The sequence below is a fragment of the Pseudoalteromonas sp. SG44-17 genome (genome assembly GCF_014164235.1).
In the GTDB taxonomy this organism is placed as follows: domain Bacteria; phylum Pseudomonadota; class Gammaproteobacteria; order Enterobacterales; family Alteromonadaceae; genus Pseudoalteromonas; species Pseudoalteromonas rhizosphaerae.
Genome location: NZ_JACJEV010000002.1, coordinates 236355 through 250328 on the forward strand (window position 1 = coordinate 236355; position 13974 = coordinate 250328).

At 39.8% G+C, this 13974-nt stretch carries 14 protein-coding genes; 5 read left to right on the forward strand and 9 right to left on the reverse strand.

What is annotated here, in order from left to right:
* The first annotated feature begins 33 nt into the window (after positions 1-33).
* Positions 34-897: a sensor domain-containing diguanylate cyclase gene (locus tag H5182_RS02440; protein ID WP_182759448.1), complete on the forward strand. Its 864-nt coding sequence runs from the start codon at positions 34-36 to the stop codon at positions 895-897.
* Between the two features lie 65 nt (positions 898-962).
* Here H5182_RS02440 and H5182_RS02445 read toward each other — a convergent pair whose 3' ends face one another.
* The 6 genes from H5182_RS02445 to H5182_RS02470 form a co-directional block, all read right to left on the reverse strand.
* A complete protein-coding gene (locus H5182_RS02445; protein WP_182759449.1) occupies positions 963-1826 on the reverse strand; it encodes a DMT family transporter in 864 nt (287 codons plus the stop codon).
* A gap of 210 nt (positions 1827-2036) precedes the next feature.
* Positions 2037-3698 (reverse strand): methyl-accepting chemotaxis protein, encoded by a 1662-nt coding sequence (locus tag H5182_RS02450; protein ID WP_182759450.1) that lies wholly within the window; start codon positions 3696-3698, stop codon positions 2037-2039.
* Between the two features lie 217 nt (positions 3699-3915).
* A complete protein-coding gene (locus H5182_RS02455) occupies positions 3916-4905 on the reverse strand; it encodes a Gfo/Idh/MocA family protein (RefSeq protein WP_182759451.1) in 990 nt (329 codons plus the stop codon).
* A gap of 2 nt (positions 4906-4907) precedes the next feature.
* On the reverse strand, positions 4908-5711 hold the full coding sequence (locus tag H5182_RS02460) for a class I SAM-dependent methyltransferase (protein ID WP_182730895.1): 804 nt from the start codon (positions 5709-5711) through the stop codon (positions 4908-4910).
* 8 nt (positions 5712-5719) lie between these two features.
* Positions 5720-6091 carry a hypothetical protein gene (locus H5182_RS02465; RefSeq protein WP_145234209.1) on the reverse strand — a complete coding sequence of 124 codons (372 nt, stop codon included), beginning with the start codon at positions 6089-6091 and terminating at the stop codon, positions 5720-5722.
* 57 nt (positions 6092-6148) lie between these two features.
* The gene (locus tag H5182_RS02470; RefSeq protein ID WP_182759452.1) at positions 6149-6568 is read right to left on the reverse strand and encodes a DUF3429 domain-containing protein; all 420 of its coding nucleotides are present in this window, start codon (positions 6566-6568) and stop codon (positions 6149-6151) included.
* Positions 6569-6813: 245 nt separating this feature from the next.
* On the opposite strand from H5182_RS02470, the gene ahpC reads away from it, so the two are divergent.
* The 3 genes from ahpC (at position 6814) to H5182_RS02485 (ending at position 9601) form a co-directional block, all read left to right on the forward strand.
* A complete protein-coding gene (gene ahpC / locus H5182_RS02475) occupies positions 6814-7383 on the forward strand; it encodes an alkyl hydroperoxide reductase subunit C (protein WP_145234205.1) in 570 nt (189 codons plus the stop codon).
* A 103-nt stretch (positions 7384-7486) separates the two neighbouring features.
* Positions 7487-9061 (forward strand): alkyl hydroperoxide reductase subunit F, encoded by a 1575-nt coding sequence (gene ahpF, locus H5182_RS02480; RefSeq protein ID WP_182759453.1) that lies wholly within the window; start codon positions 7487-7489, stop codon positions 9059-9061.
* A gap of 135 nt (positions 9062-9196) precedes the next feature.
* The gene (locus H5182_RS02485; protein WP_182759454.1) at positions 9197-9601 is read left to right on the forward strand and encodes a GFA family protein; all 405 of its coding nucleotides are present in this window, start codon (positions 9197-9199) and stop codon (positions 9599-9601) included.
* A 98-nt stretch (positions 9602-9699) separates the two neighbouring features.
* Here the strand turns inward: H5182_RS02485 and H5182_RS02490 are convergent, their stop codons facing one another.
* Together H5182_RS02490 and H5182_RS02495 are read right to left on the reverse strand one after the other, a co-directional pair.
* Positions 9700-10170, reverse strand: coding sequence for a DM13 domain-containing protein (locus H5182_RS02490; protein WP_182730892.1), 471 nt, complete (start codon positions 10168-10170; stop codon positions 9700-9702).
* Positions 10171-10370: 200 nt separating this feature from the next.
* Positions 10371-11183, reverse strand: a complete 813-nt coding sequence (locus H5182_RS02495) for a transporter substrate-binding domain-containing protein (RefSeq protein WP_259398217.1) — start codon at positions 11181-11183, stop codon at positions 10371-10373.
* A gap of 140 nt (positions 11184-11323) precedes the next feature.
* Between H5182_RS02495 and H5182_RS02500 the strand changes: the two genes are divergently transcribed.
* Entirely contained in the window at positions 11324-12949 is a 1626-nt protein-coding gene (locus H5182_RS02500; RefSeq protein WP_182730891.1) for a methyl-accepting chemotaxis protein, read from the forward strand.
* Between the two features lie 155 nt (positions 12950-13104).
* Here the strand turns inward: H5182_RS02500 and H5182_RS02505 are convergent, their stop codons facing one another.
* Positions 13105-13950: a patatin family protein gene (locus H5182_RS02505; protein ID WP_259398218.1), complete on the reverse strand. Its 846-nt coding sequence runs from the start codon at positions 13948-13950 to the stop codon at positions 13105-13107.
* Positions 13951-13974: the final 24 nt, after the last annotated feature.

Consider the following 13974-nt stretch of genomic DNA (forward strand, 5'->3'; position numbering starts at 1 on the left):
TCTGCAATTTTACTGTTTGAGGCATGGAGTTGAATGAAAAATAGTGGTGTGGTTTGTCTCACTGATGTACTTGAACTGATGCTTGACGCTGTTTGCGTGGTTGACAAGCAAGGGGTATTTGTTTTTGTGAGCGCGGCTTTTAAAGACATTTTTGGTTACGAGCCTTGCGAAGTAATCGGTAAACCAATGCTCGATTTTGTTTATAAAGAAGATGTTGAGATCACGCTTGACGCAGTAGATACGTTATTATCTGGAGGCTCTAAACCGCGCTTTGAAAATCGTTGGGTGAGAAAAGACGGGCAAGTGGTGCATATATTATGGTCTGTTCGCTGGTCTGATTCACATCAGTTCAGAATTGCTGTTGCTCATGATATCACCGAGCGCAAAAAATTTGAAAAGCAATTACAACATATGGTGGGACATGATCAGTTAACTGGGTTGCCCAATCGCATGCTGTTACTTGACCGAATTCAATCAACATTAACGAAAGCTGACCGACAGCAGGTTGAATTATCGCTACTATTTATAGATTTTGATGGTTTTAAAGAAGTTAATGATTCATATGGGCATCAATGTGGTGATCGATTATTACAAGCCATTGCTGCTCGGCTACAAGGGTGTGTTCGAGGGTCTGATACTGTTGGGCGTTTAGGTGGCGACGAATTTTTAGTCTTACTTCATGGGATTAGCTTACGCTCAGACGTACAAAAAACAGCTGAAAAAATCCGCAAAGAGTGCGAACAAGCTTTTGTGATAGATGAACATTCATTACAGCTTTCAGTCAGTATCGGTATCGCCAGTTATCCTGAAATGGGTGAGAATGAACAACAACTTATTCAACATGCAGATCAAGCAATGTATGTTGCAAAAAATGCAGGGGGTAATCGTATTGTCTAAACACGTTACTCCCCTTTGATTAAAATCAACATTTAGCTTTATAATTATACGTCTTTTTGGGTTTGTTAGTTACTGTCTTTACTTGTAGACATTGAACTGCCAACCGATGCAACTATCACCAAAAGAATGGCTAACCATTGCCAAAGAGTTAATAACTCGCCTAAAATTATAAAGCCAGCAAGTGCCGCAATAGCGGGCTCTAAGCTCATCATAATACTAAACCCTTGTGCAGGCATATTACGCAGTGCAACCATTTCCAGTGTATAAGGTAGGGCACTTGACATAATAGCAACCAATAAACCTAAAGGGATCACTTCCCAGTTTAGTAGTGCACCACCTTGAGAAATAGCACCATAAGGCACTAATATAAGTGCCGCGACACTCATACCAAGGGCAACAGTCATCCCGCCAGAGCTTTGATTACCCGTTTTTTTGCCAAATAAGATATAGCCAGCCCAACACGCACCAGCTCCCAGTGCCAGAATTACGCCCAGTAGATCGAGACTTTCTTCACCTTTCATATCCGGGAGCAACATTACGATCCCCGATATAGCACAGGCGACCCAAAATAAATCTCGTTTTCGTCGCGATGATAGCAGCGCTACCGCTAACGGGCCGGTAAATTCAAGTGCGACTGCAATCCCCAATGGAATACGCTCAATGGCGTAGTAAAATAAAATGTTCATACCGCCCAAGCATAAACCATAAACCATAATTGGCATGCGTTGACCAAGTGGCGGAAATGCGCGCCAAGGTTTAAACACTAAACACAATATAGCTGCTGAGAAACCCAAACGAAGTGCCGTTGTCCCTTCTGGGCCAATTATTGGAAACAGTTGCTTAGCAATTGAAGCGCCTGACTGAATAGTCACCATGGCAAGTAATACGCAAATAACAGCAATGAAAAAAGGAGGAATTGTGCGTTGCATTACAGTCCTTATAGTAGTGCAAAAGGTTATTGGCGGGGATTCTACGCGCTTTTTGAGAGCGGGGCTAAGCTTTTGCGGTAAAAGTTTTTAATTATGATGAGGTACCCAATGTGCCTTAGTAAACTTAGATTTTTGTATTCTTGCCTCAGCGTAGTCTTAAACTAAATATAGTGCTTTTAGTATAAATAACGACTGCTTTGGCAAGTGACATTAGTTTAATTTAAACTTATTTATTTGTGTATTTAAATTAATCGCAACTTGCGCGAGTTCACTAGACGAAGACGAAATTTGTGCGGTTTGCGACTTCGACTGCATACTGGCATCTTGAATACCAGTTAAACGTTCAGCTATATCTTCGGTTACTTGTGCTTGTTGCTCGGATGCAGCTGCAATAGTTCGGTTTGCATCTGAAATTAAGCGCACTTGGGTGCTTATTTCTTTGAGCATTGAGCCCACTTTTTCTGAGTTTGATACTGCATCTTTAACCCGCGTATCACTGCTACGGATCCGTTCGGTAACAGCGTTACTTGCAGACTGTAAGCTATTGATTTTTTGTTGTATCTCAACTGTTGAGCTTTGTGTTCTGCTCGCTAATGTCCTTACCTCGTCGGCAACGACGGCAAAACCTCGACCTTGTTCGCCAGCTCGTGCGGCCTCAATTGCAGCATTAAGTGCTAATAGATTAGTTTGTTCAGCAATATTGCTGATCACATTTAAGATCACCGCTACTTCGTTAACTGAAGATTCAAGATCATTTAAATCATTAATTGACTCGGTTAATATTTCAGCAACCGATTCGACAGAATGAATACTCTGATTAACGACATCGATCCCTGCTTGTGTTTTAGCATCCGCATCTCCTGCGTTTTGAGCCGCTTCAGAGCAGTTTTTTGATACTTCTTTGACGGCGGTGGAGTTTTCATATACTGAACTTGAGATCACCTCAATTGCTTGACTCTGCTCGTCATTAAGCAGTCTTGCCTGCTGTGCAATAGAATCTAGCTCGTTGGCAGCAATTTGGGCTTGTTGGGATTGCGAGTTAATTTCTGACAGTAAGGTAGATAGTTTATCGATCATAATATTAAAACTGGCTGATAACTCTGCAATTTCATCGTTACCGGAGTGAGCAATTTTATGCGTTAAATCACCATTGGCGATTCGTTGTGCTTCATTGACTAATAGCGTGGTTGTCTTTATTACGCGCTTCTCAAGCTGTAAATAGCATAAAATTAAAATAGTGATTATAACTAATACCATCACAATACTAATAAGGCTTAAATTAGCAACACGGTTGTTATTATTCATTACTTCTTGCAGGCTGCTGTTTTCTACCGCAGCTAAAAATTCTTGCACCGGTGTCTGTATTTTAGCTACTTCATCCATATATCCCTTATCGGTTAGCAGTCCTATTGCCTGTACCCACTGTTTTGATTCGCTCGTATTTAATAATGATGGTGATTGCCCAGCAAAACTACTTACCAATTGAAAAGCTTGTTCTTCAGTGTTGACTAACTGCAAAGAGAGCGAGTTAGATTTATTTAGCAAAGCAAGTTCTTGTTCATTCACATTAAATTCTTTTAAGCGATCAATATAAGATTTTTTACGACCGTCTAACCAGGGTTCAGTCCCTTCAATTTGATTTACAAGTTCATAGTATTGTTTTTTATAGCTAGGTTGAAGGGTTACAACATATTGCCGGGCGAGTTCTGTTAGCTTGATTGAGTTGGAGGCAGACAGCTTAGCAAAATGACTTAGTTGATAGCGTTGCTGAGCAGATTGTTGACTATCAGATAATCCTGTTTTTAACAGTAATATGATAATGAGTAGCCCTGCTGCAATTGTGATTGCTAGAGCAAAAACAGTTCTTAGCATTAATCTTATTGTCAAAATTGCCTCTGATGCGATTTAATAATAATGCTAAATAACTATAGAATATAATTTCAATTAACTAAAGAATTCATGAATTTTATTTATTATTGGATACGCATTAAATTAGTGAGCAGATTGCAAGAGTATGATAAAAGTGACAACAACATTGGCAAGCCTCAAAGCATTGAGGCGTTGTTTTGCGTGAATAATATTTTATAGCTTATAGTAGGTCGGCTGGATAAATAACACCAAGTTGCTGTCTTGCTTTATCAAGTACAGCCATCACATTGATACTTAGTTGATGGGTATTGATAGGTGATTCGAGTTGTCCTGCGTTGGCGATTGTAATGAAATGGGCAACTTCGTGGCGCATAAAGTGTTCATCAAATGGCTGTGATAATTCTTCAACACTGCCATCATTAGCAATAAATTGTATCTGTTTTAATAACGAAACGGCTTCAATTCTAATACGGCCCAGCTCACCTTGGATTTCTGTAAAATTATCACCTTGAGATATTTTTGAATAACTGATCACTGCTTGCTTATCACTATAATTTAGTAATACATCACCAGCACCATCTACCCCTGTTTCAAGTAATACTCCACTGGCTTTTACCGTGTTTGGTGCACCCCAAAGTGCAATCAAGATATATAGCGGATAAACCCCTAAATCGACGAGCGCACCATTAGCGAATGCTGGCAAAAAGGTGTTAGGGCTCTCACCATTTTTGTATTTATCATAGCGTGATGAATATTGACTATACTGACCTATGTATTTACGTGGCGTCCCAATTTTGGCAATGGCTTGTTGTAAAACGGCAAAGTTAGGCAAGTGAGTGGTCATCATCGCTTCCATATAAAGGCGATTATTTTGTTTTGCCGCGTCCACAATCGCGGCTAATTCTTGGCTATTTGCTGCTGCAGGTTTTTCACCTAACACGTGCTTTCCTGCATTTAAACAGGCCACAGCATAGCTTTTATGCAAACTATTGGGGGCTGCGATATATACAGCGTCTACACTGTCGTCGCTGCATACTTGCTCAATAGTCGTAAATACTTTTGCATTTTTTATAGCGTGCTTAGCTAAAAATGCATGACCGCTTTGCTCGGCTCGCGAACATACGCCATATAATGAAAACTCACTGACTGTTTTAGCCGCTGCAAGTAAAGTATCGCTAATAAAATTAGTGCCGACTATCACAAAATTCATGGTCACTCCTGATTGTTGAATTGTGCAAGCCAAGCTTGCCAGTCTGCCTCAAAGCCTAACATTTGTTGGTGCTTTTTAGCTAATAGGTGTTTTTGTTTATCTTCACTGGCTTGAAATGGACCTACTCGGCACAGCGAACAGCTATCAACTGCTAAGTAGCTTGGTATAGTTAATCGATTATGGAGTTCAGTCGTTTCTTTGGGGCTGAATACATAAGTGGTGCCACTGGTGTCTTTTACGTGTTTGTCACGATCAACATTACGGATTTTATAGCCAGGGAAAGGACTGATATCAAATGGCATTTGGCCGATATAGCGTGATGCTAAGCCATAATTTAAGCTGCCTTCAATATTCCACTCACGATATGGTTTAACATCTTTTGAGGTGATGTAGCACAACATTGGGCCATTGTTATCAAGAGCATAGCTGGTGGCATATTTAATATATTGGTGTAGCAAAGCCCGGTTGAGGGTGTTCATACTGGTTGTTTGGGTGTTTTCACGATAAGCACTCTCCCCGACAAAAGCAGGAATAAGCGGAAATTGAAAAATCACCACATCAAATAGCTCGCCATTTAAGCGTTGCCAGGCTTGTGGGTCAGTCACATCAAAACTATCAAGTACCGTAATGTGATGATCTCGTAGTGCATTTAGTGCGTTATCAGCATATTTGGAGGTAATCGTGGCTGCACTATCATAGGTAGAAGCAACTAACTTGGCCGGCTTTAGATCAGTAGATAAAGCATGAGAAAACGATAAGTCGCCATCGCCAACGGTAAGGATCCGCCAATTAGGATTTAAATACATTAATTCAATTATTCTAGTGGTGTGTTTTTAGCATCATGATCAATTAAACGTAAAAACGCTAAGCGAGTCTTTAGTCCTTCAATCGCGATTTGTTTGATAATTAAATTAAACGTGATTAATACTGCAAACGCAATATGAATAGGGCCATGAGTAAAGCCTGCGTCAGGATCGAAGAGCATTAAGCCAAACAGTAAAAATAGTACCACGAGTGCAATTTCAAGCCATTGATTAGAATAAAACGATAATCGGCCTTCACTCTTATGATCTTTCTTGATTTGAATAGCACAAAAAAAAGGGATCACTTTAATTTTGAAATGAGCGCTTTTCTCAACATAGTTTTCACCGAGTTGATCAAGCTGTTGGCGCAATTGGTCTATCATTTTAGTTCCTCAAAAAGCAGTGCACGGATGGTACATTAATCCGTTTTAAAGGGCGAGTTAGTTAGGGTATAAACTAATGCCTATTACTAATATATGGCAAACAAACACCACTGAGGTTAATACAAAGCGCATTTTTTGATAATCAGCATGATAGCTTTGCCATTGCGGGCTGGTTTTTTCAAATAGTAATACCAGCCAAAAACTAACCGCTAACCAAGCCAAGGTTATGTGTTGTGGTAAAAAAACTAAAAAGCCAAGCGGTAAAATCGGTAGTATAGCCTTAACCGCATCTCGATAACTCTGTTGTCCAGCGTGCCATAAGTTACCACTCATAAAAGCCAAAATCGCAATACTATAAAAAGTAAAAAACTGCATATTAAAGTTATTACTACCGACTAATAACGGCCAACCGACACACGCTAAAAAGGGCAATAAGCCTAAATAGCCTAACTGGATATGATTGATGAATTTATTCATGGCTTACCCCAAAATTAACTAAAAATACGTATTCGCGATATTTTTCAGTGAGCATTGTAACATTAGACGCAAAAAAAGCTTTAGCCCTATCTGTCCAGATGACAATGACCACTTCAGTCAATAAAATCGATTGAATTAATCTAAACAATCAATTTTATTAATTTTTATTTACACCTTATTGTATTACTCAAGCCAACGCAGCAACCTGCGTTGTTTACACTTTAAATAAACAAATGAGGAATACTATGAGCACTTCATTAATTAACACTAAATTACAACCTTTCAATGCAACGGCTTACCACAATGGTGATTTTGTTGAACTATCAGAACAAGATGTTTTAGGTAAGTGGTCTATTTTCTTTTTCTACCCAGCTGATTTTACCTTTGTATGTCCTACGGAACTGGGTGATGTTGCAGATCACTACGCGCAATTACAAGAAATGGGTGTAGAGGTTTACTCAGTATCGACTGATACTCACTTTACTCACAAAGCATGGCACGATACATCAGACACTATTGGTAAAATTACTTACCCTATGATCGGTGACCCAACAGGACGTATTACACGTAACTTTGGTGTAATGATCGAAGACGAAGGCCTAGCACTTCGCGGTACGTTTGTAATGAACCCTGAGGGCGAAATCAAAATCATTGAAACACATGATTTAGGTATTGGCCGTAGTGCCAAAGAACTAGTACGTAAAGTACAAGCGGCACAATACATTGCGACTCATGATGGTGAAGTATGTCCGGCTTCTTGGCAGCCAGGTGAAGAAACATTAGCACCATCGCTTGATTTAGTTGGCAAAATTTAAATCTGCTATTACAAAGCATTAATATGCTTGAAGGCTCATCATCACAATTTTATTAAGCACATTAGTGTGATGATGGGCATTTTTGCTAAAACAAGGGTAAGTCATGTTAGATACCAACATTAAAAATCAATTAAAAAGTCACTTTGCAGCTATTGCTGATCCTGTTGAGCTACTTATCGCCTTGGATGACAGCAAAAAATCAATAGAAATTGACAATTTAACCAACGATATTGCGTCGTTGAGCGACAAATTTTTGGTGCGAGATAATCCAGATAGTGGCGTACGCCGTCCATCAATAACGGTATCTTCACCTATTCGAGATAGCCAAATTACCTTTGCTGGTGTGCCGATGGGGCATGAGTTTACCAGTTTGGTATTAGCGTTGTTACATACGGGCGGGCATCCGAGTAAGGCGTCGGCTGCAGATCTTGAGCAAATTAAGTCACTGACTCAGCCACTCGAGTTTGAAGTGTATATTTCATTAAGTTGTCAAACATGCCCGCAAGTCGTACAAGCGCTTAATTTAATGGCCGCTAATAATAGCAACATTAAAGCAACTATGATTGATGGGGCATTATTTCAAGATGAAGTAGAGCAGCGAAATATACTTGCAGTACCCGCGGTGTACTTAAATGGCCAGCCCTTTAGCCAAGGTGCGATGAGCTTAACTGATATTTTAAATAAAGTTGATAGTAAAGGGGCAGAGCGCCAAGCCGCTTCTCTCAATGAAAGATCACAATTTGATGTGCTTGTCGTAGGTGGTGGTCCTGCTGGTGCATCTGCAGCAATTTATTCAGCACGTAAGGGCTTAAATACAGGCATTGTTGCTGACCGGTTTGGTGGACAAGTAGCTGATACGCTAGCAATCGAAAATTTTATATCTATTAAAGCAACCGAGGGGCCTAAGCTCGTAGCTCAGCTTGAAGAGCATGTTAAAGAGTACGATGTAGATGTCATGCACAATCAACGAGCCGTCGGTCTTAGTTATAAAAATGGTTATGAAATCACGCTTGAAAACGGAGCTGTGCTCAGTACTAAATCGTTAGTACTGGCAACGGGCGCTCGCTGGCGTGAAATGAACGTAGCTGGTGAACAACAATACCGTGGTCATGGTGTAGCGTATTGTCCACATTGTGATGGACCGTTATTTAAAGGCAAACCTGTTGCCGTTATTGGTGGTGGTAATTCGGGTATAGAAGCGGCAATTGATTTAGCTAATATTGTTGAGCACGTTACGGTACTTGAATTTGCAGATACGTTACGCGCCGATGACGTCCTTATTCGTAAAGCCAATAGCTTAGAGAATATCACCATTATTAAGAATGCCCAGACTACAGAAGTACTCGGTGATGGTAAAAAAGTGACGGGCTTAAGCTATACTGACCGCACCTCAGGTGAGAACAAACAGTTAAACTTAGCCGGTATATTTGTGCAAATAGGCTTAATACCTAACACTGAATGGTTAAAAGACAGTAATGTTGAACTCAGTCAGTTTGGCGAAATAATAATAGATGCAAAAGGAGCGACATCTTTAGCGGGAGTATATGCTGCGGGAGATGCAACGACCACACCATTTAAGCAAATTATCATTGCGATGGGCAGTGGTGCAACAGCAAGCCTAGGGGCATTTGATTACTTAATTCGTCAAACACCTAGTGAAGAGCAACGCGTAGCATAAATCGAATTATAGTCTCTTGATATAACAGCTCCCACCCATAGCTGTTTGTTCACCCAAGCCGCCCTCTCCAAAGGCGGCTTTTTTGTATAAAAAATTGTGCTAGTATTTATGCTTATTTTTTTAAAGAGTTTTAGCATGTATCAAGGAAGTTGTTTGTGTAACAAGGTCACAGTGCAAATTGATGGCCCGATCCAGAGCATTATTCATTGTCATTGCTCGTTGTGTCGTAAAGCCAGTGGTACCGCATTTGCGACCAATGGATTTATATCTCGTGTTGACTTTAAAGTAACCAAAGGCAATGAGTGGTTAAGCAGATTTGAATTTAAACCAGGGCGTATCCGCTATTTTTGTAGTGCATGTGGCAGCCCAATCTACAGTGAAAACCTTGATGATATAAGCAGACTAAGGTTGCGTCTGGGTATACTCGATAGTGATATTACAGAGCGTCCTATGAGCCATAACTTTGTTAGCTCAAAAGCGAATTGGGAGCAAATAAATGCTGATATCCCTCACTATGATGGTTTTGAACCGACACGCTAAGGTCGTTGGCTGATAGTGTTTTTATAATAAGTAAACTGGCAAATAGTCTGTGCCGCAACTCTCTGTTGCTTTTAAAGCAGTTGTTTCCCAGCACTTGTTCATTGGTACTGAGCCGCGGTTATAAATTGTTCAAAACTTTCACACCACACAATCACAGTGTTAAAGCGTGCAATATTAATATCGGCTGGCACCTTAATTATAAAACCATCGAATGTATTTACGCTTGCAACCCTTGTCATTGTACCTTTATATGCTAAAAAATCGGCTTCATTATCAATAAAGCGATTAGCTAAATAAAGCTGATAATCTGGGCCTGGGCTCAAGATGCCATCAAAAGAGATCATATTGTTGGTTAATCTGACTTGGCCGTTACCATAATGCAAAGCATCAGAGCCTGCGAGATCAGCTTTGAATTCACCACTATAAAGTGCTTGTTGTGCATGTGTGGCCAACTCAAGTTTGCTAGGAGAGGGTGGAGCCGTTAAAATTGGCAGTGTGTATAACCCTGCAACAAAGCCAACACAAAATATCATCAGATAAACGACTACCTGCCACAATTTACGCATCATAATAAGACCTTATCCATGAGAATATTCAGTATATTGGGCAAAACAAGCGGATGCCTTCATCTATAGTTATAAGCTAGCTTACAAAATCGGATTGGGCGAGTTCAATCGTCATTTAAGTATTTACTTTATTAGGGTGCTTGACCCTATTGTGAACTGACTTAGTTGTTAGCTCGCAATAAGTAATGTGAGCTATGTTGTTGCTAATTTAACTGGAAAATTTTTCTTGTTGATAATGCGAGATCTTGTTCTTTGTCACCAAAAAATTGTTGATAAAGCTGCTCAAACTTACCGTTTTTTTGAAGTTTTAGTAACCCAGCCTCTAACTCCATTAGTAAAGCATCGTTTTGTTTATGAGTGTAAAAATAATAATGACTCGGGTATTGCAACATGATCGTTGGTTCAATCATTAAGTTTTGATGCTGCAGTTTAGTCACCTCAGCGGCAATAGCTGATACAGAGCGAGGAAAATAATCTGCCAAACCTGTCTCGAGTGCTCTAGTCATGCCTTTATAATCTAGCTCTCCATTAACAGTGAAGCCATTGCGTATAAGTACATCATAATCAGACCAACTCTGCTTTTGTAATGCTATTAAAGGCTTAAGCTGTGCTGAAGTTGATATTTCAGCGAAGCGCGGTTGCTGATTTTTATTAATTATTAGTAATCGCTTGCCGTGTAAACCTTGGTAAATTGACAATGAGGTATGATGTAAATCTGGGTAGCTGTTAGCAGGGAGCGATAGCCAAGCTAAATTAATACTGCTTGCTTTTGACAACTCTTCCACCACGCGTTTTTTATTCATTGGTCTAATGGAGTATATAAAAGTAACCTGTTTTCCTTGCTCAGCAAAGGCGAGCGTTAATAGCGCATGAATATAGTGATTACGAGGGGTATCTGTGGTGCTGGGGCTTGCTAAGTGAAGATTAACGATTGCTTCATTAGCGTGTACAAAGTTAGTAAACGCCAAAGGCAATAACAATAACCAGAGCACTGCAAAATTATACAATTTCATCATTGAGCTATAACTTAAAAGTTTATGGCTCAAGTATAGCAAAATTATAATACCTCATTGTTGCAAAAAATATTATAAAAACGTAGAGGCTTTTGAATTACGTATTATACTTGTAAATATTAAAGATGTAGCTTTGGAATACTATGTTAAATAATTACTTGGTCCGTTCCCGTTTAATTGTATTAGCGCTTTTACCCGTTGTAATTTTTACGATTACTGCCATATATTCAATTAGTACTATGGGAGGATTAGTCAAAGGAATTGACAGTTTATATGAGAACCGTGTCGTACCATTGAAACAGATAAAAACGGTGTCAGATAACTACGCAGTTAATATTGTTGATTTATTTCATAAGTTCAAAGCTGGTACCATTAGTCAAAATGATTTACTTGCGGCAGTACAGCAGTCTCAAAATACAGCCGATAAAGAATGGAATACTTACCTTAGTACAGACTTAACCAGTGAAGAAAAAAGCTTAGTAAATACTGTCGAACAAAAACTTAAGCCAGTTCAAGCGCAAATTAAAAACTTGTTGAACAAAGTACGCACAGGGGATTTCCAGTCACTCCCACAACAGCAGTTTGTTACTGATCTATATAATGTATTCGATCCGTTAAGCGCAAGCTATCAAGCTTTAATAGAGCTGCAATTAAATGAAGCTAATCACTTTAAGAAACAAGCCGACGAAAACTTTGCGTTAGTAAGTCTAGTGATGAAACTATCAGTAGCACTGTTGATTTTTTTGTTGTTAGCCATTGCTTATTTTATTTACCGTTCAATTCAAAACCCATTGGTGGCGCTGCGCGATACCATTACGCAAATTGCAAATAATGCTGACTTGCGAATACGAGCCAATGTACTTGGTGAAGATGAAATTGCAGATACTGCACGAAACTTTAATAATATGTTGTCACGTATACATACTTTAGTAACCGATGTATCTGGGGCGACGTTAACTTTATCTTCTGCGGCAGAAGAAATGAACTCAATTAGTGAGCAAGTGGCCTCAACAGCCACAGAGCAAGAGCAACAGTCTACAATGATTGCGACAGCCATTACGCAAATGAGTAGTGCGATTGAACAAGTGGCACAAAATGCGATGGCCACATCAGAAAAAGCCACTAATGCAGATAGTAAAGCACAACAAGGGCAGCAAGCCGTTGCTGATAATATTAGCTCAATCCAAACGTTATCTAAGTTAGTAAATACAAATACACAATTAATAAACGACCTTAATACACAAACAAATGATATAAATCAGGTTGTAATGATGATCCAAGGCGTTGCAGAGCAAACTAACTTACTGGCTTTAAATGCTGCGATTGAAGCCGCAAGAGCAGGGGATTCTGGTCGTGGTTTTGCTGTTGTTGCCGATGAAGTAAGGCAGCTTGCTCATAATACCCAAAAAGCCACAGCGAGCATTAATGAAATGATCAGCAAGCTACAAGGTATGGCTCAACAAGCTGTTGTTGCTATGGGCAACGCTGAAAGTAGTGCACAAGAAAGTGTTGATCATGCAGAATATTCATCACAAGTTTTAACTGAAATAAATCAAGAGGTAACCGAAATTGCCGATATGAACACGCAAGTGTCAACAGCCACTGAAGAGCAAAAAATGGTGGCCCATGAATTAAGTAGTAACATCAACGAGTTTAGTTCTAGTATTGCATCAGTGAGTGAAAGTTCTCAGCAAAACGCACAAGCATCACAGGAGTTGGCGTTACTCGCAAGTATGTTACAACAACAAGTAAATGAGTTTAAAGTATAACACTGTAATGAGTGTACCTTGTTACTAATAGAGTACGAATGACAAGGTACAGTCTAAATTTATTAGTTTCACAAGGTTTGGATCGCGCAGCTTTGTGACAACATCAGCAAAAACAATAAGCTGCCACACACTTTTTTATAGATAAAATCATTGTTCTATAGCTGCATGTTTTGCAAGTGTTGCTGTGCAGCCACAATCCCCATCTGATAACCATCGCTGAGCTTTTGATAGTTTTTAGTGGTGCGGCCAACGTTAAAGTCAGCAGGTGGTGCGATGATATTTATTTTACAGTCTGCAGGTGGATTATGAATAAACGCAATACTGGCATTATAGTTATCAGCACGAGCTAAAGATGCACTGGCAAGTGCCGGGTGGTTTTTATAAATGCGGCGTGTAAACCATGGGGCCTTACTGGTTTTTTTACGATATCCAAGTGGTTGTGATAAAACGACCGTGATTTCTTCAGCCCCCATTTGATAGGCTTTTCGGATCGGAATTGAATCAGCCACACCGCCATCGGTCATGGCAATACCATCAATGAGTGGGTAATCACGATAAGCAATAGGAATCGCACAGGAGGCTTTTAACTGCTGCTCCATTTGCTCTGCTGTCGCTTTTAAATACTGCGCTGATGCTGTGTCTATATCGGTTGCGACTATATAAAATTCACAGTTCTGTGCTGCAAATGTGCCAAGATCTAAACGAATATCAGCCATGGTGGTTTGCCATAACCAATCTAAGTCAAATAAATGCCCACCACGGATAAAGCGCGCTAAATTAATAAACTCGGGTCGGCATGAATAATCAGTGATCACTTTATGATTACGTTTAGCTTGTTGGCATAAATAAGCCGCAATATTAGTTGCTCCAGCAGAGACACCAAAGCAGCGATTAAATGGTTGGTATTGTGCCCCTAAGAACGCATCAAGTACGCCGGTGGCAAATATGCCGCGCATTGCACCACCTTCTACAACAAGGGTGTGTTTGTTGTTGCTCACCAAATTTTCTCCTTTAACTACTAACAT

Bases quoted from the DNA above. Each gene is read 5' to 3' on its own strand.
- H5182_RS02440 (WP_182759448.1), top strand. From the start codon at position 34: ATGAAAAATAGTGGTGTGGTTTGTCTCACTGATGTACTTGAACTGATG.
- H5182_RS02445 (WP_182759449.1), bottom strand. From the start codon at position 1,826: ATGCAACGCACAATTCCTCCTTTTTTCATTGCTGTTATTTGCGTATTA.
- H5182_RS02450 (WP_182759450.1), bottom strand. From the start codon at position 3,698: ATGCTAAGAACTGTTTTTGCTCTAGCAATCACAATTGCAGCAGGGCTA.
- H5182_RS02455 (WP_182759451.1), bottom strand. From the start codon at position 4,905: ATGAATTTTGTGATAGTCGGCACTAATTTTATTAGCGATACTTTACTT.
- H5182_RS02460 (WP_182730895.1), bottom strand. From the start codon at position 5,711: ATGTATTTAAATCCTAATTGGCGGATCCTTACCGTTGGCGATGGCGAC.
- H5182_RS02465 (WP_145234209.1), bottom strand. From the start codon at position 6,091: ATGATAGACCAATTGCGCCAACAGCTTGATCAACTCGGTGAAAACTAT.
- H5182_RS02470 (WP_182759452.1), bottom strand. From the start codon at position 6,568: ATGAATAAATTCATCAATCATATCCAGTTAGGCTATTTAGGCTTATTG.
- ahpC (WP_145234205.1), top strand. From the start codon at position 6,814: ATGAGCACTTCATTAATTAACACTAAATTACAACCTTTCAATGCAACG.
- ahpF (WP_182759453.1), top strand. From the start codon at position 7,487: ATGTTAGATACCAACATTAAAAATCAATTAAAAAGTCACTTTGCAGCT.
- H5182_RS02485 (WP_182759454.1), top strand. From the start codon at position 9,197: ATGTATCAAGGAAGTTGTTTGTGTAACAAGGTCACAGTGCAAATTGAT.
- H5182_RS02490 (WP_182730892.1), bottom strand. From the start codon at position 10,170: ATGATGCGTAAATTGTGGCAGGTAGTCGTTTATCTGATGATATTTTGT.
- H5182_RS02495 (WP_259398217.1), bottom strand. From the start codon at position 11,183: ATGATGAAATTGTATAATTTTGCAGTGCTCTGGTTATTGTTATTGCCT.
- H5182_RS02500 (WP_182730891.1), top strand. From the start codon at position 11,324: ATGTTAAATAATTACTTGGTCCGTTCCCGTTTAATTGTATTAGCGCTT.